Origin of the sequence: Paenibacillus sp. HWE-109, from assembly GCF_022163125.1 — a bacterium.
GTDB lineage: Bacteria > Bacillota > Bacilli > Paenibacillales > NBRC-103111 > Paenibacillus_E.
In genome coordinates, this window is the sequence record NZ_CP091881.1 from 1634780 (window position 1) to 1659202 (window position 24423).

Consider the following 24423-nt stretch of genomic DNA (forward strand, 5'->3'; position numbering starts at 1 on the left):
ACAGGAGTAAAGCTACATGAAAAAAACGTATTTATATTTCCTATTGCTGCCGGGATTACTGTTCCTGACGGTTTTCATGGTGGTTCCGATCCTTCTGACGATAGGTTCAACCTTTTTCAATAAAGGCAGCTTCACATTTGCCGGTTACTGGAGCTTCTTCAAGGACCCCTACTTTCTGAAAATTTTAGGGACGACCCTGCGTGTAAGTGTGGTCACAACCGTGCTGTGCATCGTGGTGGGCTTCCCAGTTGCCTATTTCATCTCCAAACAAAGCCCAAGGCAGAAGGCGATTCTGCTTGCCTTAGCGATTTTTCCGCTGCTCACCAGCTCTGTTGTAAGGTCGTTCAGTTGGATGATTATTTTGGGCAAAAAGGGGCTGCTGAATAACGCGCTGATCGCCATCGGCTTGATCAAGGAGCCGCTCGATATCTTATACACGCCCGCGGCGATGATGATCGGTCTGGTCCATTTATTCCTGCCGCTCATTATTATTACCTTGGTCGGTGTTCTTGAGAATATAGATCCGGACCTGCTGAAGGCGGCAGAAAGCTTGGGAGCGGGTCGCTTCACGGCTTTCTTCAAAGTTATCGTGCCGCTTAGCGTACCTGGATTAATCATAGGAAGTATTCTAGTCTTCGTGGGCAGTTTGACGGCCTATACGACACCTGCTTTGCTCGGAGGCAAGCAGCGGGTTATCTCCACATTCCTATATCAGAACGCGATTACGCTGAATGATTGGTATCTCGCCTCCGTTATTGCAGTCATTATGATTGTGATTACATTTGTGATTATCGCGCTGATGAATAAACTGGCTGTTAAATTAAATCCGAAGGGGTAGAAATATGCAGCAGAAGAACCGAGGGCTGGCCGTATTTACGTTTCTTGTCTATCTATTTTTGCTCGGGCCGCTCATCATCATTGCATTTGCATCATTCGAGCCAGGGAGTATCTTGAAATTCCCGCCGACAGGCTTCTCTTTAAAATGGTACCGCAACATTCTGGACGTCAAAATGTTCATGTCAACGTTCAATACGTCCATCATCGTCTCGCTGCTTGGCAATTTATTTGCCCTGCTGCTGGGGATTCCCGCTGCTTACGCGTTAAGCCGGTTTACGTTCAAAGGGAAAGAAGCGCTCAATGCGATTTTCATATCTCCTGTGCTAATCCCTGGTATCGTTCTTGGATTCACAATGCTCAAGTATTTGATCGTGATGTACCATCTGCCTGTCTATGCGGCGTTGTTGGTCGGACATACTGTCATCATGCTGCCTTTTATTATTCGGGTTATTGCTTCAAGCTTATCGAATTTCGATTTTGCGATAGAAGAAGCCGCGTTAAGCCTGGGCAGCGGGCACTTGAAGACCTTCTTCAAAGTCGTTCTGCCGAATATCAAATCCGGGATTATTGCGGCAATTTTGATTGCCTTCTTGGAATCTTTTAATAATGTGGACATTTCGGTCTTTATGACGGGGCCTGGGGTCAGTACGCTGCCTATTCAGATGCTGACTTATGTGGAGAATCATTTTGATCCGACGATTGCTGCTATTTCTGTGCTGCTGATGCTGTTCACAGCTGTACTTATGTTCATCATTGAACGGTTGATGGGTTTATCTTATTTCACCAAACGATAACGGAGGCTTGTATCCATGGCATTGCTATCACTGGAAAAAATTTCGGTTGCCTACGACCAGCACTATATTCTGCAGGATTTCAACTTGAATGTTGAAAAAGGCAGCCTGATCTCGCTGCTGGGTCCCAGCGGATGCGGAAAAACGACGACCTTGCGGCTTATCGCAGGATTCATCGAGGCGAAATCAGGCACTTTCTCATTGAATGGAAAAGATTACACGCGTGTTCCTGTGAATAAACGCAATTTCGGCTTCGTTTTCCAGGGCTATGCGCTATTCCCGCATTTATCGATTTATGATAATGTGGCATTCGGCCTGCGCTTGCGCAAAGTGAGTGGGGCGGAGCTGGATCGCCGCGTGCGTCATATTCTCGATGTCGTCAGCTTGTCCGGCTTCGAGAAGCGTTACCCCAAGGAGCTGTCGGGTGGTCAAAGACAGCGCGTCGCGATTGCGCGTGCGCTCGTCATCGAGCCGGAACTGCTGCTCTTCGACGAGCCGCTGAGCAATTTGGACGCGAATCTGCGCGTCAACATGCGGGTGGAGATCCGCCGCATCCAGCAGGAGCTGGGCATTACGACGGTATATGTGTCGCATGATCAGGAAGAGTGCTTCTCCATCTCCGATAACGTGGCGATCATGAATAAAGGGATTATCGAGCAGTTGGGCGCTCCGGCAACGATATTTAAATATCCAAAGACAGAGTTCGTGGCGCGGTTTATCGGGTTTACGAATTTTATCACCTTCGATACTCGGTTTGATGTCAGTGACGAGATTGCCCTCAAGGTGAACGACTATATGTTCACTGTAACCAAGCATGCGAGCAAAGGCGAACAGCTAGGCAAGCAAGGAGCCATCCGTCCGGATGATGTCGTGATGGGGACGCTGGATGAGCTGGAGGCAGGGGCCAATCGCGTGAGCGGCCGCGTCAAGGTCAGCACGTTCCTCGGGCGAAGCTATCAGTATGTTATTGAAACGGAACTCGGTTCCTTCACCGTGAATAAAGAAATGGAGTTCCCTTATGCGAACGGCCAAGAGGTTCGGCTTCATTTTCCAGGTGAGAAATTAGTCATTGTTGAGTAGTGGACTTGGAGGTGAAGACAGATGCGCATTGATGTACTGATTGAAAATGTTCAAATTTATAACAGTTATTTCAAAACTTTTATTCCTGGCAACGCAGCCATCCTGGACGGTAAATTTTTGTACATTGGCCAAAGAGGGACGGATAGTTTCGAAGCCGCGGAACGCTTGGATGGAAAAGGCCGTTACATGATTCCAGGTCTTATCGATATTCATTTGCATATTGAAAGCACGATGGTGACGCCCGAGACGTTCTCCTACGGGCTCATCCGTAATGGGGTCACAACCATTGTTCCTGAACCTCACGAGATTGCCAACGTCTTCGGACTGGATGGGGTCAAGCAGTTTATGAAGGCCAGTCAGGATACTGTCGCGGACATGTTCTATGCGCTCCCGAGCTCGGTTCCAGCGACATCCATGGAAACGACAGGCGGTGAGATTCATATCGCCGATTTGGACGAACTGCTTCGCACAGAACGGATCATCTGCCTGGGTGAAATCATGAATTTCGTTGATGTTATCACAGATCCCGATTGCAAAACGAATCAAATCATCAACCATGTCCGCGCCAACTACCCGCATCTTATCATCGAAGGGCATGTGCCTAAGTTGTTGGATTTGGATCTGCACCGGATGATTTACAGCGGAGTTGACTCGGATCATACGCATCAGTCGATTGAGGGCATGGAAGCCCGGATCGCTGCGGGCATGTTCATTGAAATTCAAGAGAAATCCATGACGGATGAAGTTATGGCTTATTTAATCGAGCATGATGTCTCCGAGCATTACTGCTTCGTTACCGATGACGTGATGGCGGACTCCTTCCAGCGCCGCGGGCATTTGAATCATATCGTGCGCAAAGCAATCGGCATGGGGATGAAGCCTGAGCAGGCTATATATGCCAGCACACTTTCTCCAGCCAAGCGGATGCGGATGTACGACCGCGGGGTGATCGCGCCAGGCAAAATAGGGGATTTCCTGCTGCTTTCCAATCTAGAACAGCTAACGATTGAGCAGGTCTTTAAGGCGGGGCGTAAAGTTTACGATGTGGAAGAGGCTTATACGCCACTCATCAAGCCGCCGGCTTTCCCTGAACATTATTATCAGAGCGTGCAGATGGCGCCTTTAACGGAAGCGGATTTTGTCGTCAGCATAGAAGAAGCTGATGCTGTTTATACGTGCCGCAAGATGATGGTGAAGGATGGTTCTACGTTCACGGAAGAGCGGCACGCTCAGGTTGAAGTCCAGCAAGGGAAGCTGCTGTGGCAAGCTAGCGCCAGCGCACTCATTGCAACGTTCGAACGCTACGGGAAGAATGGCAACCGCGCCTATGGGCTGATCGGCGGCGATACGATCAAGCGGGGAGCCATCGCGACGACGTACTCCCACGACAATCATAACTTGCTCGTTGTCGGGCTTAATCCCTCTGATATGATGCTCGCTGCCAACGAAGTGATTAACAACCAAGGCGGATTCAGCGTGGTGGAAGATGGCAAAGTGATCGCGAACCTCAGGCTGCCCGTGGGCGGCATTTTAACGGAAGAGCCGCTGGAGCAAGTAGCCAAAGAAGTCGAGCATCTGCGCCAAGCAATGGAATCGCTGGGTTATCAGCATTATAATCCGATTATGTCCATCAGCACGCATTCGTTGCCGGTAAGTCCGGCTTTGAAAATTACGGACTTTGGTTTAATTGATGTGAATCAAGGCAAAGTAGTTCCTCTTATTGTTAAATAGAGCAGCAGCCAAGGCAGTCAAGGCCTCTCCGTCCAAGGACGCGAGGGGCTTTTTTTATTGGTACCGACCGCAGCTTTCTTTGCTGCGGCGGTTTTCGGTCTTAAGTGCATCTAATGAACTCTATGATGCTTATAGAGCGGAAAATGGCTGCTTTGGAGATTTAATGAACGGAGTTGGCGCTATCCGGTACTTTATTGGTCGAATGGTGATCATTTGCTTGCGATAGCACATCTTGAGTTCATTAGATTTTCAGAGTGAGCGATTTTGGCTGATTAACGGTTTTTGAGTTCGTTAGGGGGGCTTGGACTTGCCTCGAGGTCCATTGACGTGAAGAATTAGCCGCAGGCTAGGCTGTTCTCATTGGCGTCCACCGGTTGCCTTCTTTGCTGCGGCGGTTTTCGGTCTTAAGTGCATCTAATGAACTCTATGATGCTTATAGACCGAAAAAATGGCTGATTTGGAGATTTAATGAACGGAGTTGGCGCTATCGTGCACTTTATTGGTCGAATGGTGATCATTTGCTTGCGATAGCACATCTTGAGTTCATTAGATTTTCAGAGTGAGCGATTTTGGCCGATTAACGGTTATTGAGTTCGTTAGGGGGGGCTTGGGCTTGCCTCGAGGTCTATTGACGTGATGAGTTAGCCGCAGGCTAAGCTGTTTTCATTGGCGTCCACCGCAGCCTTCTTTGCTGCGGCGGCTTTCGGTCTTAAGTGCATCTAATGAACTCTATGATGCTTATAGACCGGAAAATGGCTGCTTTGGACATTTAATGAACGGAGTTGGCGCTATCCGGCACTTTATTGGTCGAATGGTGATTATTTGCTTGCGATAGCACATCTGGAGTTCATTAGATTTTCAGAGTGAGCGATTTTGGCCGATTAACGGTTATTGAGTTCGTTAGGGGGCTTGAGCTTGCCTCAAGGTGCATAGATTTGATGACCAAGCGTAGGCTAAGCTGTTCTCATTGGCGTCCACCGCAGCTTTCTTTGCTACGGCGGTTTTCGGTCTTAAGTGCATCTAATGAACTCTATGATGCTTATAGACCGGAAAATGGCTGCTTTGGAGATTTAATGAACGGAGTTGGCGCTATCCGGCGCTTTATTGGTCGAATGGTGATCACTTGCTCGCGATAACACATCTGGAGTTCATTAGATTTTCAGAGTGAGCGATTTTGGCCGATTAACGGTTATTGAGTTCGTTAGAGGGCTTGGGCTTGCCTCAAGGTCCATTGACGTGATGAGCTAGCCGCAGGCTAGGCTGTTTTCATTGGCGTCCACCGTTGCCTTCTTTGCTGCGGCGGTTTTCGGTCTTAAGTACATCTAATGAACTCTATGATGCTTGTAGACCGGAAAATGGCTGCTTTGGAGATTTAATGAACGGAGTTGGCGCTATCCGGCACTTTATTGGTCGAATGGTGATCATTTGCTTGCGATAGCACATCTGGAGTTCATTAGATTTTCAGAGTGAGCGATTTTGGCCGATTAACGGTTATTGAGTTCGTTAGGGGGGCTTGGGCTTGCCTCGAGGTCCATAGATTTGATGACCAAGCGCAGGCTAGGTTTATCTTAACGAACAAGCCGATCCCTGGAGTCTGAGTTAGCTGCCAATGGTGCCAGGGAGGGGGGCGTGCGGGAATAAAGCATATCCAGCTTGTGCCTAGGCGAGCTGCACTCTTAAATAAGAGCCTCTAGAAGCTCTTATACGCGCCTGAAGCGGCACATTCTGGGGGATAGAAGTCTTTGGAGACTCTTATCTCCAACAAACACCCTCAAAACGTCACCAAACGAAGATATAAGAGCCTCTAGAAGCTCTTATGCGCGCCTGAACCGGCCAATTCTGGGGGATAGGAGTCTTTGGAGGTTACTACTTAGGTCCCCTTATTCAAACCCCTAAAAATTGGTTAAGAATACTTAACGAATTTAATGGAGAAGAGGGATCAGGATGAAAATGAGCCTCGAAGAAATCAAACAAATTAGCCACAGTAGTCCAGATCAAATCGAGAAGGTCATTACGAAACTGCTAGAACGGATCACTGAACTGGAAAACAGAGTAGCCGAGTTGGAGCGCCAGCTAGGGCTTAACAGCAAGAATAGTAGCAAGCCGCCTTCAAGTGACGGGTTTCGTAAGCCCGCAAACTCCCGCATCGCTGGTGGCAAAAAGGGAGCACCCCTAGGTCATGAAGGACACACACTTAGTATGGTGGATGATCCGGATGCCATCCTCGACTTTTGCCTAACTACCTGCCCTGCGTGTCATGCTCCAATGGACCAGGAGAACTGTATAGGCTACGACCGGCGTCAGCAGATCGATCTGCCTGAACCACGCATCCAGACAACCGAGTTTCGCGCTCATACGAGCTGCTGCCCGCAGTGTAGCGGGGTTCATCAGGCTGCTTTTCCGTCGCATGTCAGCGCCTCTGTCCAATATGGAGCTGGTGTTACGGGCTGGATCGTGTATGTGAGTGCGTACCATATGATTCCACTGAAAAGGGTGAGCGAGATGTTTGCGGACCTGACCGGGCATTCGCTGAGCGAGGCTACGGTCATCGCCCATTTGAAGAAATCGCACAAGCAGCTAGGTCCCTATGAGGAACAAATTCGCCAAAACCTGCTGAATGCCGATGTTTTGCACGCTGATGAAACCGGCATTCACGTCGATGGCAAACAGCGATGGCTGCACACCCTCTCTAATGTGGACTGGACGTTCCAGGCGGTTCACGAAAACCGGGGCACCCTCGCTTTTGATGCCATCGGTCTGCTGCCGGCTTACTCGGGCATTCTAGTGCATGACTGCAACGGGCCGTATTTTAAAGAAAAATACACGTTCCAGCATGCCTTATGCAATGCGCACTTACTGCGGGAATGCCAAGGAATCGCCGATTATGATCATCACCAGTGGGCCGTGCAGATGAAACGCTTGCTACAAGTAGCCTGGCGTCTCACGCTAGCCGCCCGTAAAGTCTTGTGCTGCTTAGCTCCGAGTACGGTTAAATGGCTAGAGAATTGGTACGATGACATCCTGCAGCAGGGCGAGCTGGAATGGAATCAAGGGCGTACCAAAGCCAAAACCGGACCGCAAGGCAGGCAAAGCAAAAGTAAATCGGCCAATCTGGGTGAACGTTTCCGTCGTCACAAGGAACCGATTCTCCGGTTTATTCAAGATGTCCGTGTTCCTTTTGACAACAATGTCGCCGAACGAGACTTGCGGATGGCCAAGGTCAAAGCCAAAGTCTCCGGCTTATTCCGTACCTGGGACGGGGCTCATCAGTTCGCCCGCGCGCGCGGCTTCATTTCAACCCTTCGTAAACAAAATTCACCTGTACTCTCGACGCTTATTGTTACTTTTCGTGGGGAGTTTCGTTTTCCGCGTTTGGAAGAAGGTAAGTAGTAACCTTTGGAGACTCTTAATCCTTACGTTTACTCCCAAGCATAGCAAGCTGCTCTGCAGAGTGGATGTTTGATGAAAGTCCGGTGGCTTTAGCTTGCCCGTGCCCGTGCCGTGCCCGTGGCCGTGCCCGTGGCCGTGCCCGTGGCCGTGCCCGTGCCCGTGCCCGTGCCCGTGCCGTGCCCGTGCTCTTGCCCTTAGCCGCTAAACGTGATACAATCATCCTGACGAACGTTCGGAAGGGTAGTGATCAAATGACTGCAACTCGCATCAGAGAGGTAGCCCTCAAACATTTTGCTAAAAACGGTTATGAAGGTGCATCGCTTGCGGATATTGCTGCTGAGGTAGGCATCAAGAAGCAATCCATTTACACGCATTTCAAAGGGAAAGATGAACTTTTCCTTGATTTATTTGAGAAAGTCCAAGCGAAGGAATTGAATTTTGTTGCTGATTATCTGGAACGCCATAAGCATTTTTCGATTGATCAGCTTTTGCATGGCTTCCTAATTCAATACAATGATTGCTACGAACAAGATGATAACGCCAAGTTTTTCTTGCGTACGGTCTTTTTCCCGCCTTCTCATCTCTACGAGGTGATTGTCAAACAAGGTTACTACCATTTAGAAAAATTAGAAACGATGCTAATTCCTGTATTCGACCAAGCGCTAGCAGATGGGTTAATCACCCCTGATGTCAGCAGAGATAGGGCGACAGCGGCATTCCTTGCTGTGATGGACGGGATGTTCGTCGAATTGCTGTTCGGAGGAGCTGAATTATCGCTTATCAGAATTGAGGCTTCTTGGCTCGTATACTGGCGTGGCATCAAAAAGTGAAGCAACAGGAGGATTTTACACATGAACCGTAACTGGATTTATATTTTTGTAGGTGCTTTTTTTGAAGTTATTTGGGTCACCGGCTTGAAACACTCGGATACCGCATGGGCGTGGATCGGCACAATTATTGCGATGTACATTTCCTTTCATCTTGTTATTAGCGCTTCAACTAAACTGCCAGTGGGGACCGTCTATGCCGTCTTCACGGGAATGGGGACAGCGGGCACGGTAGTAGTGGAAATGCTAGTTTTCGGCGAGCCGTTCAGGATGATTAAAGTATTCCTTATCCTGCTGCTTTTATCCGGTGTATTCGGACTAAAGTTTGTGACATCTGAGCAAGATAAGAAAGGAGCTGCAGTCTGATGGGGTGGATTTTTCTTATGTTTGCCGGCATGTTTGAGGTCGTCGGCGTTGTGGGCATGAACCAGATTAATAAAGCGAAGAATATTCGCTCCTTCAGTCTGTTCATCGTTGGTATTGTCATGAGCTTCGGTCTTCTGAGCCAGGCTATGAAAAGCCTGCCGATGGGGACGTCATACGCCGTTTGGACAGGCATTGGTACAGTTGGCGGGGCAGTGGTCGGGATGCTGTTCTATGGCGAGTCCAAAGATTGGAAACGGATTGTATTCATAGCGATGGTATTAAGCGCAGCGGTTGGTTTGAAATTAATTTCCTAATTAGACAATAAGAAGAGGCTGCTCAACAGGTTAATAACCTGGCGAGCAGCCTCTGTTTGTATTATTACCTAAACGACACCTTGAGCAATCATGGCATCGGCTACTTTGGTAAAGCCTGCAATATTAGCGCCTACAACGAGGTTGCCGGGATATCCGTATTCCTCTGCCGCTTGGACGGCGTTTTTGTAAATGTTTTTCATGATAGCGTGGAGTTTATCATCCACTTCATGGAATTGCCAGGAGTATCTCATGCTGTTCTGGGACATTTCCAGCGCGGACACGGCTACACCGCCTGCATTCGCAGCCTTGGCCGGTCCAAACAACACGCCTGCCTGCAAGAAGACATCAATGGCTTCCAACGTAGATGGCATGTTCGCGCCTTCACCAACGGCTTTGACGCCGTTGCTTACGAGGACCTTCGCTGCATCCTCATCAATTTCATTCTGTGTTGCACTAGGAAGTGCAATGTCACATGGAATAGTCCATATTCCGTTGCAGCCTTCATGATAGGTTGCGTCTGGATGCTCATCTACATATTCGCTGATGCGCTTTCTGTCTACTTCCTTCAGGCGACGAACCGTGTCAAGGCAGATTCCGTTTTTGTCATGAATATAACCGTTGGAGTCACTGCAAGCAACGACTTTGGCGCCCAGTTGTATCGCCTTTTGCATGGCATAGATCGCCACGTTCCCAGATCCTGACACAACTACGGTGCTGCCTTCAAAGCTAAGACCCAGAGATTGCAGCATTTCATTCACAAAGTAAACACAACCATACCCAGTAGCTTCCGTACGTGCTAAGCTGCCGCCATAGATAATGCCTTTGCCTGTCAGTACTCCAGCCTCGTATGCGCCTCTAATTCGCTTGTACTGACCGAACATGAAACCAATTTCACGGGCACCTACACCAATGTCTCCTGCCGGTACATCGGTATCTTGACCCAAATATTTATAAAGCTCTGTCATGAAACTTTGCGTAAAGCGCATGATTTCATTATCGGATTTGCCTTTAGGATCGAAATCCGAGCCGCCTTTACCACCGCCGATAGGCTGGCCTGTAAGGGAGTTTTTGAACGTTTGTTCAAACCCGAGAAACTTAATAATGCTAGCATTAACGGAAGGGTGAAAACGCAGTCCGCCTTTATAGGGGCCAATCGCACTATTAAATTGAACACGAAAACCGCGGTTCACGTGTGTAACTCCTTGGTCATCTACCCATGGCACGCGGAACGTAATTAGACGCTCGGGTTCAACGATACGTTCAAGGATTCCGGCCTTCATGTACTTCGGATGTTTAGAGAGAACTGGAATCAGTGACTCTAAAATCTCCTTAACGGCCTGATGGAATTCTTTCTCATATGGGTTGCGTTTGACTACGGTTTCGTATACGCTGTGTACATACTGGCTGGCAACGACTTCATTCTCTACTTCATTGTGTACTTGAACAATCACGAATCTCATCCACCTTCAAATTCAGTAATAGTAAAATGTCTAATATAATAGTTTTACCTTATCCAAGGCAATAGAGCAACCAAAATTTACATGTCATGTAAGCTTACTCGGCTTGGGAAAAACTCTGCGAAACCCGTGAAAGCTTAATGCTGCGCGTTTTTTCGGGGCAATATCGCCGGATATTAGATAGAAGCGACGATACTAACTAGAAATAGAGGCTGTCTCCAGGTTGTAAACCTAGAGCAGCCTCTATTTGTTCAATGCGTCTATTCAGCCTAATAATCTGCCCTACAGCAAAACCGGTTGCCCCAGTTTTACGGATTCGTATCCAGCTAAAGCGACAACAGTCGAACGCAAGCCATCTTCCCCAGTGATCGGTACCTGCTCGCCGTTCAGCAGCGCAGTAACGAATCCCTTCACTAAGTATTCGTCCATAGAGTCTCCCCAGAATGTCCATACGCCTTTTCCGTTAGTCTCACTATATAATTCGTTCTTTTGAGCAAAACCATCAACCGCAATCGTGCCTTTCGTACCGATGATCGTCATCGTTACATCTCCCCAAGTAGGAAATGACGAGTTCCGTGACCAACTTGTGTCCAAGACACCGATGGCCCCATTGGCGAACTTGACATGGATCATGCCAGCATCGTCGATATTAATGTCTTCATTAAATAATGTGGCAGAATAAGCGTATACTTCTTTCACGTCCGACTGAGTAAACCAATTCATCAAGTCCATTACATGAACGGTATGATCCAACAAAGCACCGCCGCCCGATAACTCGGATTGGAGGAACCAGCCGGAAGGAAGCGAACCGCGATTGGTTCCCTTGATCGCTACGATTTCCCCGATCTCACCTTGATCGATGGCTTCCTTCGCTTTCATCACGGAAGCCAAATATCGGCAAGGAAAAGCAGTCATAAGCTGAACGCCATTCTCTTGGCATGCGGAAATCATAGCTTCCATTTCGGTAAGGGAGAGGCCAAGCGGCTTTTCACAAAGCACGTGCTTGCCTGCTTGCGCTGCCGCTATTGTGAGCTTGGCGTGATGAACGTTCTCCGAACAGATAACAACGGCATCAAGATCAGTAGCGAGCAAATCCTCATAATTGGCATAATACGGAATTCCGTAATCGGTTGTTACTTTTTCAACGCGGCTCTGGATCTCGTCGGAGATGCCCGTGATGTCGACATTCGACATGGCTCTGAGCGATTCCAGATAGGAGTATGCATGGCCGTGGGCAAAGCTGATTAAACCTACTTTTAACTTCTTCATGCTGTCTCCTCCCCGAGCTGCGTACTTGGCTGAAGGTACACAGATTTTCCTGTCTGTACCGATTCGAGCGCAGCCATAGTAATCTCTAATGCTTTATAAGCATCGTTAGCCGAAACGATAGGCTCGCTTCCCTCGCGGATACACTGAATGAAATGGGCTAATTCCAGTTCATAAGGATTGGAGAATCCCGGACTTTGCGGAACTTCTGCGAAACGTCTTTCTTCCGAACTGGAAGGTGCTTTGCAGATCTGCAAGGAGCTGCTTTTCTGGCTATCGCTTCGGATAAGCCCTTTGCTGCCGGCAATTTCTACAGCGGTTTGAAACGGGCCGTGATATCCCCAGAAAGCTTCCAGATTAGCAACGGCGCCGTTCTCAAAAATCAGAGTGACCAATGCGTAGTCCATCTCATTTACCCGGTGGTTCAAGCCGTAAACGGACTTCACGTCACCGATCGCCCAACGTAGAAAATCAATATCGTGGATCATGAGATCGGCAATGACGCCGCCGCTTTTATCGGCATCTTTGAACCATGGTTTGACATCCCCGGGGTGAGAGCCTATGCGTTTGGCGTGAACCACGCCGACTCGACCCAGCTTGCCCTCATCGATGGCTTGCTTCATTTGGATGTATTCAGGGAAAAAGCGAACGACATGCCCGACAAAGAGACGAACGCCATTCTGTTCGCAACATTGGATCATGGCTGCTGCGTCCTCCAAATTAAGCGCAAGCGGCTTTTCGCAAATCACATGTTTGCCGGCTTGCGCCGCTTTCAATGTATACTCTTTATGTAGGTAGCTAGGCAAAGTCACGCTGACAACATCCAAGTCAGTTTCGTTCAGCATTTCTTCAAAGGAATGATAAGCCGCTGCACCTGTTTTCATCGATAGTTCTTGTGCTAACTCGAAATCCACATCGCAGACGCCAACCAGCGTCACATCCGGCATGTTCATATAACTGAGGGCGTGTACATTTCCCATTCCCCCGCAACCGACAATGGCTACTTTCATGCTAACTCACTCCTTGCTTCCTAGTATAAAAATGTTTAACTAAGTTATATGATATACATATTGCTGGATACCGTATATGCGGACATTTATTCTTTTTATATCCATATTTGTGATCATCGAAAGTGTGGTGCTTGTAAGCAGTGGAAATTTTTAAAGAACCGATACCTTATCAAAATGCTTCATTATGCATGAAAGTCTGGCGATTTTGCCAATCTGGTCAAGAGCAGAAGCACGGGAATGCCTGGCATTATCATAAAGAAGTTGAGTTCATTTTGGTTGAGAAGGGGAGACATGAAATTCAAACCACTAACCATACCTACTTGTTAAATGCTGGGGATGTTATGGTGATAGGCTCTTCCCAATTACATAGAGGACGGAAAATCGGCGATCAGGATCTCGTCTATATTGTGCTGCATATAGACCTGCAGCCTTATTTCGACCCGGCTATGATGATGTACTATCGGCATTTCCTGGAAATATTTCAGCCATTGGAAGAGCTGAATTACATTTTCCGGGAGAACGAACAGGCGAGGAAAGACATTGGACGGATTATCACAGAAACGCATAATGAAGTAATGGATCAAAATAAAGGTTTTGAAATTGCAGTCAGCATGCATATGAAGCATCTGCTCTTGCTGCTGCTTCGCCACGACAATCGTGAGGTGCTGACGACGCATGTCAATGTGGATGCCGATGTTGATATCATTCGATCACTTGCCGCTTATGTCGATGACCATCTGACAGAGAAAATAGACCTGGGAGCGGCGAGCCAGCTTGCTGGCATGAGCTATTCTTATTTCTCCAAATATTTTAAAAAGAAGATGGGATCATCCTTTATAGATTACGTTAATCGCAAACGGATCTCGAAAGCGGAGCGGATGCTCGTCACTGAAACCCGCAGTGTAGGCGAGATTGCTCAGTCAGTAGGCATTGAGAACATGGCGCATTTCTATGAACTGTTCAAACGCTTCAATGGGTGTACGCCTAAACAATATCTTCATAAAATGTGTGTGGAAAGCCAAATTAAACCAAGTGAATAGGAAGCAAGTTCTGTATTATTACCACTATTTCTTGAAATCGTCTGCTAGTTTCAACCCAGTAATGAACCTATACTTGTAATAAGTAAACGTTTTCCTTATTACTAGATCAGGGAAGAGGATGTTTACCGAAAGCATAAATAGGAGGGGTTCATTGAAATGAAAAAATTAGTTGTAATAGGACTCGCTACAATGTTTGCGCTTACAGGATGTTCGGACAACCAAGCAACGGAGTCACCGAAAGCGGCAAATGGATCAAGTGCACCGACGGGAAGCGCTAAACCAGCCAAATTGACATTAAACTGGTCTGTTGCTAGCCAGAATCTAGGAAATGTCACCCTGCCTGCCGCAGACAAGGACTTCGTCAAGAAAGCAATTGAAGAGAAATTTAATGTAGATTTGAAGATTGATTATATGATGTTAGGCAAAGAGTACCACGACAAGTTGAACGCGACCTTAGCTGGAGGGAATGTGCCGGATCTGTTCATCGCGGGCGGCGCAGAGTCGCAAAAATATATATCAGATGGCATATCCGCTAATCTCACTCCTTATTTCACCAAGGAAATCGTGCCTAACTACTTCAAATGGGTGTCCAAGGAAGAAGTAGACGCCTTCCAGCTTAAGCAAGGTGATTTCACGCGTGCCATTGATCCATTCCAACGCAATACCTATGTATCTTGGTATATTCGTCAGGACTGGCTGGATAAGCTCGGATTGAAAGCTCCGAAAAATTTCGCTGAGTTAACCAATGTTATGACGCAGTTCACCAAGGGTGATCCGGATGGCAATGGCAAGCAGGATACGTACGGTTTCACGACTGCTGGCAGCGGTGTAACGATGCCTTTCGACTTCCCGCAATGGTTGAATAATGGTTTCGTTGCTGACTTCATGATTGTCGACAACAATTACGTAGATAACCGGACCGACCTTAAAGTACAGGGCGTTATTGATCAAGTCGTGGAATGGAACAACGCAGGGATCGTAGATCCGGACTGGTTCCTCAACAAAGCGCCAGCACACTATGATAAAGCTGCTCAAGGCAAAGCGGGCATGTTCTTCTCAGGCGATAAGAGCATTGCGCTCGACAGCGTTGCGACCAGCGTGCAGAATCGCGCCAAAGCGCTTGATCCTAAAGCGAATTGGCAGCCTATTTTCCCATTGGATAAACCGGTTATTTGGAAATATAACATCCCTGAAAACACCATCCTGATAAGCAAAACTTCCGCTGACAAAAACCCTGATAAAGTGAAGCGTTCCCTGGAAATTCTGAACTGGCTTACAGGGGAAGAAGGCTTCATCTTGACTCACTATGGGCAAGAAGGCAAACATTATACGAGAGCTGGCAATAAGATTACATTGAATGTGGCTAATTTCGATGCGGACATCGCCAAAGCGGGCAACTGGTTGAACGTATATGCCGCTTTTACGCCGGAAGAGCCGAATGTTCTTGGACTTGAACTAATTGATCCGCGTATTTCCGAGCATGATCGTACGATTTTGAAGACGATCGAAAGCTTCCCGAAACATAACGCATTGCCGCCAGTAAGCTTGGTACCGCCTAATGGCATCAACATCGGAGATTTCCGTAAAGAAATGAGCAAATATCATATTAAAGCGGTTCTTGAAGACAAGAGCGGCAAAAACTGGCCGCAATATCGTGAAGAGCTGATGACCAAGTTCAAAGGCAGAGAAATTTTCACTGAATATACGAAGCAATTGAATGGGGTTCTGAAAGACAAGAAACTTAACGATTTCAAATAAGATAGTGAAGGCATCGAGGGGAACCCGGAGTTGTTCATGGGTTTCCTTCTGTCTTCCATCTCGTAAAGACAGCTAGGAGGAGATGGCGATGGCGGAAACCATAGCTGCAAATAAAGATAAACGGATTGTTGCACGTCCAATAAAACAAGGCAAACTAAGCAGCATCTATCGCAGCAGATGGTTTTATTTCATGATGATACCTGGTTTGCTCTACTATGCGGTGTTCCATTATGCCCCTATGGTAGGAACTTTGATTGCCTTTCAGAACTACAACTTAATGAAGGGAATCTGGGGAAGTCCGTGGGTAGGCTTTGATAACTTCCGAGTTATTTTTGACAACCCTGAATTTTTGAAAATTATGAGAAACACGCTGTTGATCAGTATTTACAAAATTGTTGGCAATATGGTGCCTGATGTTATTCTTGCGATTATGTTGAATGAAGTCAGGGTGCGCTGGTTCAAAAAATTAGTGCAAACCATTACTTACGGACCTTATTTTCTCTCCTGGGTCATTGTTTATGGGTTAGTTTTTTCCTTCCTTGCGCCGGGCTCAGGCTTGATTAGTACTTTTGTGCGCGACATGGGTTGGGGGCAAATAGATTTATTGACGAATAAGGATTTCTTCAGACCTTTGCTGGTTTTGACGGAAATATGGAAAAATACCGGATTCGGAGCGATTATTTATTTGGCTGCTCTGGCATCCATCAATCAGGAACTTTACGAGGCTGCCGTCGTTGATGGTGCAGGACGTTGGCGTCAGCTCTGGCATATTACGCTGCCGGGCATCCGTGATGTATTCGTGCTTTTGCTGATCATTCGCATTGGCGGCATTCTGGATGCAGGCTTCGATCAAATCTTCATTTTCTTGAATGCTCGCGTATATGATGTTGGGGATATCGTAGATACCTGGGTGTATCGCTATGGATTCGAACGCTTGGAGTTTGGGGTAGCGGCAGCAATGGGTATATTTAAATCCTTGGTCGGACTAATTTTGGTAATAGGCGCCAATAAGCTGGCTAAGAAAATCGGAGGTTCTGGCATATGGTAAGCGTGATGTTGGAAAAGGAGGCTCATTCGTATGTCATTCGTGAGTCATAAAACAAAAGAGGATAAAGTGATTGACGCAGGTATTTACTCGGTACTCTTTATCTGTGCTCTTGTCACGCTATTTCCGCTGTATTATGTCGTTATCGTCTCCTTAACGCCCTATGTAGAAGTCATGAAAAATGGCGGCTTTGTGATTTGGCCTGAACATTTCACGCTGCAAGCCTATAAGGAAATATTCCAGTCTGCACGAATTCCGCAAGCATTGAAAATCACGGTATTCATTACCGTGGTAGGCACGTCTTTGAATTTGATAGTGACTACGCTGTTGGCGTATCCGTTATCCAAGAAATCGGTGCCAGGACGCAATATTATTCTCATGTTGATTGTGTTCACGATGATTTTCAGTGGCGGGATTATCCCGCTTTACATTTTGGTGCGCAGCCTCGGATTATATGATTCAGTTTGGGCACTCGTCATTCCAGGCATGGTTTCCACCTTTAACTTATTGATTGTAAAAACGTACTTCGAAAATCTGCCTGCCGAAGTAGAGGAAGCTGCTCGGGTCGACGGATGCGGAGAAGTTTCAACGTTAATACGAATTGTTCTTCCGCTATCTGCTCCGATTATGGCTACTATTGGTCTTTTCTACGGTGTCACACATTGGAATGAATATTTCAAAGGCATTTTCTATTTATCTGATAAAACGCTGATGCCGATGCAAGTCGTGCTAAGAAGCATGATACAAGCTCCAAATATCAGCACGGAGCTATCGATTAACTCGATGGTTCTAGATGCGCTGCCACCTGAAACGATCAAAATGGCGGTAGTCGTTGTCGCTACACTGCCGCTTCTGGTCATCTATCCGTTCCTGCAAAAGTACTTTGTTAAAGGTGCTTTGTTGGGTTCGATCAAGGGGTGAGCGAAGCTTCCTCCTTAGTAATTGATGTAATTGATGTCCACGTAGACTTCTTGTTATGTCGGTTTGCTGCCTCCAAGGACATCTAATGAACTGTATGATGCTTATAGACGAGAAAATGGCTGCTTTGGTGATCTAATGAGCTGTATTAGCGCTATTGAGCAGTTTGTAGGCGGAAAAGTGATCGGTTACTTGAAATAGCGCATCTGGCATTCATTAGATTTTCAGAATGAGCGATTTTGGCCGAATAAAGGGTATTGAGTTCGTAAGGAGACTTGCGAAGGTACATTGACTTGAAGACCTAGCCGCAGGCTAGGTTTTTTCTTCGTGGCAGGTATTGCGGGCGATGCCTTTCGGCAATCCATATGGAACGTGTGGTAGGCTGGGTTTCTGATAAAGGTCCCCAAGGACTTCTAATCGCGTAAAACTGCATTTAGACTTAACAGTGGACACAGCGAATTGGGAAATTAGATAATAGACCTATCTAAATGACGAGGTGTCCGAGATGAGTGAATTCCGCCAACGGTACAATCAAAAGTTCAAAGAAGAAACGGTTAAGTACATTCAACAACATAGTAAATCGATTCCGGATATTGCAAACGAACTGAACATTCCAGCGAAAACATTGAGCAGTTGGGTCAGTAAATATCGCCAATTTCCAGATGAGCCCTTCGTAGGAAGTGGCAATCTACGTAGCCATGACCAGATCATGAAAGACTTGGAACAACGCAACAAAGACCTAGAGGAAGAACTAGCTATCTTAAAAAAGGCGCTGCACATCTTCAGCAAAGACCCGAAGTGAGATTCAAGTTCATTGATGACCACCGTTCAACATTTCGAGTTGAGAAGATGTGCAGCGTACTAGGTGTATCCAAGAGCGGCTATTATAAATGGCGAACCACACCCCCAAGTGAGCGGAAAAAGTACCGCGAAGCGTTGGCTAAAGAGGTGGAAAAGGAGTACTTGGAATCGGATCGGAATTACGGGAGTCCGAAAATTACAAAGGAACTGAGAAAGAAAGGTTTCAAAGTCGCTGTCAAAACGGTTGGGCGTATCATGAAAAAGAAGGGTTTACGCTCACAAGCTATAGGGAAATTCAAGGTGCAAACAACGGATTCCAATCACAGCCACCCGATTGCGCCAAATTGGTTAAATCAGCATTTTGATGTGTGTACAAGACCGAATCAAGTATGGGTTACCGACATCACGTACATCCATACACGTCAAGGAAACCTTTATTTAGCAAGCGTTCTTGACTTGTTTACCCGCAAAATCGTTGGCTGGCAGCTGGGCAATCGTATGACCGTGGAACTGACGCTAGACGCCTTAAATCAAGCATACGAAGCCAAAAGGCCGCCTAAAGGCCTTATCCATCATTCAGACCGGGGATCGCAGTATGCATCTAATGAGTACCGTAAACAACTGAAAGAATACCATATGATTCGTAGTATGAGCCGTAAAGGCAATTGCTACGATAACGCTTGTATAGAGGCTTTTCACAGCATTCTCAAGCGGGAATTGGTGTACAGATATAAATTTCAAAGCCGCCAAGAAGCACACCAACGAATCTACTGGTACATTGAGTTTTTCTACAACAGGAAACGTACGCACAGCAAGCTTGGCTATTTGTCTCCAGACAAGTTTGAATCCCAGTACTACAAGCAAATAAAACTGATTTCTTAGCTCTTTTTTTTGTGTCCACTCTATTGACTCAGATACAAACGGCCGCTTTTCGCGCAAATAGGAGCTTTTTGAGACTCTTATTACTTCGTGTTTGGGGGTTTTTGCGTGTTTCAGCGAAGATAAGAGTCTTTCAGGACCGCTATTTATGAAAAAGTCCCGCTTTTTGTGTAAATAGAAGCTGCTAAAGACTCTTATTTGTACAATTGGTGGAGGCTTGCCTCCTCGTATATACAGGGCCGAATGAATGTGATATCGTTACTTTTGGGGGAATATGTTGAATAATGATAGGAGTTGGAGAGAATCATGAGTAAAATTGCTATCTTTGGCTTTGGACGTATCGGCAGGCAGTTGCTTCGCGTTGCATTGCAGGACAAATTATTTGTTCCTCTTTCTATTTCAGATATTAAAGATGAAGCTACGCTGGCCGCATTATTTGAAGTTGATACGAACTACAAGCGTTGGCCGGAAGAGGTCTCCTCTCAAGAAGGCGTCATTGTCATTGGAGGACGCGAAATACCCTATATAAACTCGCTCAAGGAAGTGCCTGACTGGGGAGCTCTTGGCGTAGATCTTGTCATTGACTGTACGGGAAGAGCCGTGACTCGTCCGGTTGCGCAAATCCATTTGGATCGTGGCGCGAAACGCGTACTGGTTAGCGGACCAAGCAAAAGTCTGGAAGATTGCGATGCGGTATTGCTTAAAGGCATCAATTTGGATAGTTTCGATCCAGACAAACACAAAATCATCAGCATGGCGAGCTGTACGACGAATGCGTTGGCCGCTGTCGTTAAACTCGTAAAAGAGAATTTTGGAATTAAGTACGGATTATTCTCTACGGTGCATTCTTATACGAACACGCAGTCGCTCACGGACCAGCCGATGAAGGATCGCAGAGATTCCTGGGCGGCGGCAGAAAATATTATCCCTTCTTCCTCAGGTGCGGCTAAAGCACTTAAATTTATTTGGCCGGATCTGCAGATTACGGGGAAAGCCTATCGCATTCCTACGCGTACGGGAAGTATTGCTGAATTAAATTTAATTACTGAGAAGCCTTGTACCGTACAGGAAGTGAACGATATGTTCCGTTCAGCAGCTAAAGAGGGCGAACTGAAGAACGTGCTTGATGTTCTGGAAGGCGAGTGGGCATCTTCACGCATCGTCGGAGATTCACATTCCTCCATCATTGATCTTCCTCTTACACAAGTTCAAGGCGAGATTTTATCTATTGCCACTTGGTACGATAATGAATGGGGCTATGCCTCGCGGTTGGCGGAAGTTGCCGCACATCTGGCTAAGCAGTAGCCAAGAAGTTATACCATAACCAATCACGATGAAAAACCGGCAAAGATTTGGCTTTGCTGGTTTTTTATTTGTGCGGCAGACGCATAAGTCCCAGGTGCAGTTCCGGTTCGGTCCCCGTCCCGTCCCTGTCCCGTCCCGTCCCCGTCCGATTCCTAGTCCCAGTCCTGCGGATCGTAAATGCTCTACTTGTGAACTAAATGGTTAAAATAGTGATCTCGCGGAACTACGGTTCATTATTAAGGTGTTTGTGGAGGTGGTAGAAGCCTCCAAACCGCGGAAATAGCGAATCTACGATTCCACTGGTTGTTCCTCCCACCTAAAGCCTCTCTTACCACACATTTCAACTCTCAACTGGCTTTTGCTGCTCATTGCACCACTAAGTAATCAAGCACTTCATTGGATATTTCCACTGAAATTAGCTTGGAGACACTTGAAATCAACCTTTAATTGGATTAGTCCAATGGTTTTACTTGAAATCAGCTTCCAAGGGCCAATTTGGAGATTTACATTGTAATTATCCAATGTGATCGGGATTTTGAATGTGAAATGGAGGATTTCACTGGATTTTTCCAATGAAACTGCCTATCTGGCAGCGCAGCTTCCGCTAGCGCGGAACGTGCTTCCGCTATTTCACTGTGCTGCGCCCAAAACTGGGCAGTTTGCGCGAAATAGCGATTCTACGATCCGCGGAGGGGTTAATATTCCATATAATTACGGAAATAGGTGATCTGCGATCCCAAAGACGGAGAGGTGCCCCGTCTCAGGGGCGAATTTCGGGCGCGCATTGGGTTTCTGGTGTATGCCGACGGTCAAATCGCATTCAATATGCGCCCAAAAAAGCGACTGCGACGTTTGATGACGGAGGTGCTTGTCGGGAAATAGAGGAAAATGTCGAATGCTGCGAGAATATAATACATGGTACTACAGCGAAGTCATGTCAATTCAAACTAGAATTGACTGAAAGAAAAATGGAGGTTGAAAAGGTTGTTAAGAAATTTCAAAAGATTAGCAGGGCTATTTCTAGTTATAAGCTTGGTTTTGAGTGTGCTTCCACAAGCGATATTTGCCACTAGTTTAAGTTCAAACAAGGCATTTCTTTCGTTTTCTGTAGAAGGTAATCCTGGCGTGATTGATGAGAGCAATCATACGATTAGCGTGATCGTTCCTTACCGATCTGCCGTTAATAATATGTTTGAATCATTTACGATTTCGGGAGCATCTGTCATTAATCATACGAGCGATATGACGCGTACTAACTATACGAATCCTGTCGTATTAACCGTCGTTGCGGAGGATAATAGTACACAAGATTACACGGTAACTGTGACCATTGGGCCGAGCAACTTAAAGTCTATCACAGCTTTTAATTTAACCAATCCACCGGCAACGGGCCTGATTGATGACGAAGCATACGCCGTATTTCTCACAGTCCCGAAGGGCGCAGACCTAACGCAATTGACGCCTTCGTTCGCAACGGACGGAGCTTCGGTACAAGTAAATGGGGCTATTCAAACGAGTGGTGTATCTGTCGTGGACTTTACACAACCGGTGATGTATACGGTGGTCGCGGATGACGAAAGCTCCCGCAACTACTTGGTTACTGTCAGTATACAAAAAGTGCTCAGTAAGGCAAAAGAATTCACGTACTTTGCTTTAGCATCCCTTCCTGCAACCGGAATTATTGATGAGTCCAGTAAAACCATTTCAATTACAGTTCCTTATGGAACGAACCTGTCAGCTTTAGTGCCTGTTTTCATGACTACAGGTTATATGGTTCAAATTAACGGGCAACAACAAATTAGTGGTGAAGAAGCGCGCAATTTTACTGCACCTATCACTTATACCGTGTTGGATGAGGGATTGGATGTTCAAGATTATTTGGTAACCGTCAATGAAGCGCCTCAAAATGCAAGTGCAACTAAACAACTGCTGACATTTAACGTTGGTGGTGTAGATGGTATTGTCAATGAATCTAATCATACTATAGCGGTACAAGTACCAACAGGCTATGACCGTGCTAATCAAGCTGCAAACTTTACCGCCAATGGTCAATCTGTAAGAGTTGGCAACCAACTCCAAGTTTCGGGTCAAAGCATCAATGACTTCTCACAACCAGTAACATATACGGTTTTTGCTGAAAATGGATTAACGCAAGATTATGTAGTATCCGTAGAGTTGCAAAAACAAATAGTTTCCTATGATTTAAGCTACCCGATTCAAGTTCATGGTGTCATTGATGAGGTCAATAAAAAGATTTCCTTCCAAATCCCTTATGGCACTGATTTAAGTGCAACAAAAGCCGTTTACACAACAACGGCAGACCACCTTAAAATGAATGGCATTGTTCAACAATCAGGTGTTACTGAAAATGATATTAGTCTCTCACCAACCATTTATGCGGTAGACTCTGAGAATGCTGCAGTACCTTACACTTTGATTCTGAATAGGGCGTTGAATCCTGCGAAGGATATGACCTCTTTTGGACTAACGACTCCGCAAGTCAATGGGGTTATAAATCAAAATAATCAAACCGTATCGCTGACTGTTCCTTATGGGACGAATGTATCTGAATTAATTCCAACCTTTACGATTACAGGCACCAAAGCAAAAGTTGGTCTTCTTGATCAAATTAGCGGCAGTACCAAACAAGATTTTCGGAACACTGTCAACTATGCCGTTTACGCGGAAGATGCTACTTTCAAAGATTATCTCGTTACGATAACAGTTGCGGCGCAACTGCCAGATAATAATTCTTCGGAAGGTCAAGTTTCGTCTCCAAGTATAGACACAGCACCTCCAACGAAACAACCAACAGCTGTTTTCACTTCAGTGGTTAACCTTGCCAAGGTCGAGGAGTTCATAAAAAGCAAGATTGAAGAAGCAAAAACGAAATCAAACAATACCCAATTCTCCGATGTGAACAAGCACTGGAGCAAATCTAATATCGATCTTTTTGTAAAACTGGGCGTTATATCGGGATATGAAGACAATACATTCAAGCCGGATGCTAGCATCACGCGTGCAGAATTTGCAGTTATGATAGCTAAAGTATTTCACGTCGAAGCTGCGGACAAATCCGCTTTATTGAAAGATGTGAAGGAGCACTGGGCGAATAAAGCGATTGCAGCTCTTTCCTCAAACGGAATCATAACGGGATATGAAGATGGTACGTTTAAACCGGATAAAACCATTTCTCGAGCAGAAATCATTGCCATTTTAGGGCGTTTAATCGATCTAAATGCGACAGATAAACACCAAGCTGCTTCTTTTAGGGATGTAGGAAGTTCTTGGAATGCCAAAGAGATTGAAGCGGCTGCCTCCTCTGGGTTAGTTGAAGGTCGAGACGCAAATACTTTTGCTCCTAACGAATCTTCTACTAGAGCAGAAGCTTTGACTATTATCTTGCGTGCGCTGAGCCTGAATCCTGATGTGAAATCTTTGCTTGAACAGTTTAAATAGGTGGAGTGTTACGAGATCAGGTTGCTATTGCAGCTTGATCTCGTTTTCTTTTCGAGTTCGTGCAACTAAACTGTTGTCGAAATCTGTACAGATGTGTTAAGATGAAAAACAGACTTGACCAATAGAGATAAAGAGTCTGCGGATACGGA

The 24423-nt window shown here is 46.3% G+C and carries 17 protein-coding genes and 1 pseudogene; 15 read left to right on the forward strand and 3 right to left on the reverse strand.

Features of this window, described 5'->3' with window-relative positions; translation table 11 throughout:
• Window positions 1-16: 16 nt before the first annotated feature.
• The 8 genes from LOZ80_RS06575 to LOZ80_RS06610 all read left to right on the forward strand — a co-directional run bounded on the left by LOZ80_RS06575 (window position 17) and on the right by LOZ80_RS06610 (window position 9336).
• Window positions 17-838 (forward strand): ABC transporter permease, encoded by an 822-nt coding sequence (locus tag LOZ80_RS06575; RefSeq protein WP_238170672.1) that lies wholly within the window; start codon window positions 17-19, stop codon window positions 836-838.
• 4 nt (window positions 839-842) lie between these two features.
• Window positions 843-1631 (forward strand): ABC transporter permease, encoded by a 789-nt coding sequence (locus LOZ80_RS06580; RefSeq protein ID WP_189012345.1) that lies wholly within the window; start codon window positions 843-845, stop codon window positions 1629-1631.
• A gap of 15 nt (window positions 1632-1646) precedes the next feature.
• On the forward strand, window positions 1647-2708 hold the full coding sequence (locus tag LOZ80_RS06585; protein ID WP_238170674.1) for an ABC transporter ATP-binding protein: 1062 nt from the start codon (window positions 1647-1649) through the stop codon (window positions 2706-2708).
• A gap of 21 nt (window positions 2709-2729) precedes the next feature.
• Entirely contained in the window at window positions 2730-4439 is a 1710-nt protein-coding gene (locus LOZ80_RS06590) for an adenine deaminase (RefSeq protein WP_238170676.1), read from the forward strand.
• 1944 nt (window positions 4440-6383) lie between these two features.
• On the forward strand, window positions 6384-7829 hold the full coding sequence (gene tnpC / locus LOZ80_RS06595) for an IS66 family transposase (protein WP_238170677.1): 1446 nt from the start codon (window positions 6384-6386) through the stop codon (window positions 7827-7829).
• A 65-nt stretch (window positions 7830-7894) separates the two neighbouring features.
• On the forward strand, window positions 7895-8659 hold the full coding sequence (locus LOZ80_RS06600; RefSeq protein ID WP_238170678.1) for a TetR/AcrR family transcriptional regulator: 765 nt from the start codon (window positions 7895-7897) through the stop codon (window positions 8657-8659).
• A 21-nt stretch (window positions 8660-8680) separates the two neighbouring features.
• Window positions 8681-9022, forward strand: coding sequence for a DMT family transporter (locus LOZ80_RS06605; RefSeq protein WP_189012337.1), 342 nt, complete (start codon window positions 8681-8683; stop codon window positions 9020-9022).
• Window positions 9022-9336, forward strand: a complete 315-nt coding sequence (locus tag LOZ80_RS06610; RefSeq protein WP_283214743.1) for a DMT family transporter — start codon at window positions 9022-9024, stop codon at window positions 9334-9336. Before LOZ80_RS06605 ends, LOZ80_RS06610 begins: the two co-directional genes overlap by 1 nt.
• Window positions 9337-9404: 68 nt before the next feature.
• On the opposite strand, the gene gdhA is transcribed toward LOZ80_RS06610, so the two are convergent.
• From gdhA to LOZ80_RS06625, 3 genes are all read right to left on the reverse strand, one after another.
• Window positions 9405-10787, reverse strand: a complete 1383-nt coding sequence (gene gdhA / locus LOZ80_RS06615; protein WP_189012334.1) for an NADP-specific glutamate dehydrogenase — start codon at window positions 10785-10787, stop codon at window positions 9405-9407.
• A 288-nt stretch (window positions 10788-11075) separates the two neighbouring features.
• Window positions 11076-12062 carry a Gfo/Idh/MocA family protein gene (locus LOZ80_RS06620; protein ID WP_238170679.1) on the reverse strand — a complete coding sequence of 329 codons (987 nt, stop codon included), beginning with the start codon at window positions 12060-12062 and terminating at the stop codon, window positions 11076-11078.
• Complete coding sequence (locus LOZ80_RS06625; protein WP_238170680.1) at window positions 12059-13069, reverse strand: Gfo/Idh/MocA family protein; 1011 nt, start codon at window positions 13067-13069, stop codon at window positions 12059-12061. The genes LOZ80_RS06620 and LOZ80_RS06625 overlap by 4 nt, the downstream gene beginning before the upstream one ends.
• A gap of 140 nt (window positions 13070-13209) precedes the next feature.
• On the opposite strand from LOZ80_RS06625, the gene LOZ80_RS06630 reads away from it, so the two are divergent.
• The 7 genes and pseudogenes from LOZ80_RS06630 to LOZ80_RS06665 all read left to right on the forward strand — a co-directional run bounded on the left by LOZ80_RS06630 (window position 13210) and on the right by LOZ80_RS06665 (window position 24274).
• A complete protein-coding gene (locus LOZ80_RS06630; protein WP_238170681.1) occupies window positions 13210-14109 on the forward strand; it encodes a helix-turn-helix domain-containing protein in 900 nt (299 codons plus the stop codon).
• Window positions 14110-14265: 156 nt separating this feature from the next.
• Complete coding sequence (locus LOZ80_RS06635) at window positions 14266-15867, forward strand: type 2 periplasmic-binding domain-containing protein (RefSeq protein WP_238170682.1); 1602 nt, start codon at window positions 14266-14268, stop codon at window positions 15865-15867.
• 88 nt (window positions 15868-15955) lie between these two features.
• Window positions 15956-16915, forward strand: coding sequence for an ABC transporter permease (locus LOZ80_RS06640; RefSeq protein WP_238170683.1), 960 nt, complete (start codon window positions 15956-15958; stop codon window positions 16913-16915).
• A 30-nt stretch (window positions 16916-16945) separates the two neighbouring features.
• Complete coding sequence (locus tag LOZ80_RS06645; RefSeq protein WP_238170684.1) at window positions 16946-17833, forward strand: carbohydrate ABC transporter permease; 888 nt, start codon at window positions 16946-16948, stop codon at window positions 17831-17833.
• Between the two features lie 502 nt (window positions 17834-18335).
• A pseudogene (locus tag LOZ80_RS06655) lies at window positions 18336-19513 on the forward strand (IS3 family transposase).
• A gap of 303 nt (window positions 19514-19816) precedes the next feature.
• Window positions 19817-20815 carry a type I glyceraldehyde-3-phosphate dehydrogenase gene (locus LOZ80_RS06660; RefSeq protein ID WP_238170685.1) on the forward strand — a complete coding sequence of 333 codons (999 nt, stop codon included), beginning with the start codon at window positions 19817-19819 and terminating at the stop codon, window positions 20813-20815.
• Window positions 20816-21799: 984 nt separating this feature from the next.
• A complete protein-coding gene (locus tag LOZ80_RS06665) occupies window positions 21800-24274 on the forward strand; it encodes an S-layer homology domain-containing protein (RefSeq protein WP_238170686.1) in 2475 nt (824 codons plus the stop codon).
• Window positions 24275-24423: the final 149 nt, after the last annotated feature.

Bases quoted from the DNA above. Each gene is read 5' to 3' on its own strand.
- LOZ80_RS06575 (WP_238170672.1), top strand. From the start codon at position 17: ATGAAAAAAACGTATTTATATTTCCTATTGCTGCCGGGATTACTGTTC.
- LOZ80_RS06580 (WP_189012345.1), top strand. From the start codon at position 843: ATGCAGCAGAAGAACCGAGGGCTGGCCGTATTTACGTTTCTTGTCTAT.
- LOZ80_RS06585 (WP_238170674.1), top strand. From the start codon at position 1,647: ATGGCATTGCTATCACTGGAAAAAATTTCGGTTGCCTACGACCAGCAC.
- LOZ80_RS06590 (WP_238170676.1), top strand. From the start codon at position 2,730: ATGCGCATTGATGTACTGATTGAAAATGTTCAAATTTATAACAGTTAT.
- tnpC (WP_238170677.1), top strand. From the start codon at position 6,384: ATGAAAATGAGCCTCGAAGAAATCAAACAAATTAGCCACAGTAGTCCA.
- LOZ80_RS06600 (WP_238170678.1), top strand. From the start codon at position 7,895: ATGTTTGATGAAAGTCCGGTGGCTTTAGCTTGCCCGTGCCCGTGCCGT.
- LOZ80_RS06605 (WP_189012337.1), top strand. From the start codon at position 8,681: ATGAACCGTAACTGGATTTATATTTTTGTAGGTGCTTTTTTTGAAGTT.
- LOZ80_RS06610 (WP_283214743.1), top strand. From the start codon at position 9,022: ATGGGGTGGATTTTTCTTATGTTTGCCGGCATGTTTGAGGTCGTCGGC.
- LOZ80_RS06620 (WP_238170679.1), bottom strand. From the start codon at position 12,062: ATGAAGAAGTTAAAAGTAGGTTTAATCAGCTTTGCCCACGGCCATGCA.
- LOZ80_RS06625 (WP_238170680.1), bottom strand. From the start codon at position 13,069: ATGAAAGTAGCCATTGTCGGTTGCGGGGGAATGGGAAATGTACACGCC.
- LOZ80_RS06635 (WP_238170682.1), top strand. From the start codon at position 14,266: ATGAAAAAATTAGTTGTAATAGGACTCGCTACAATGTTTGCGCTTACA.
- LOZ80_RS06640 (WP_238170683.1), top strand. From the start codon at position 15,956: ATGGCGGAAACCATAGCTGCAAATAAAGATAAACGGATTGTTGCACGT.
- LOZ80_RS06645 (WP_238170684.1), top strand. From the start codon at position 16,946: ATGTCATTCGTGAGTCATAAAACAAAAGAGGATAAAGTGATTGACGCA.
- LOZ80_RS06660 (WP_238170685.1), top strand. From the start codon at position 19,817: ATGAGTAAAATTGCTATCTTTGGCTTTGGACGTATCGGCAGGCAGTTG.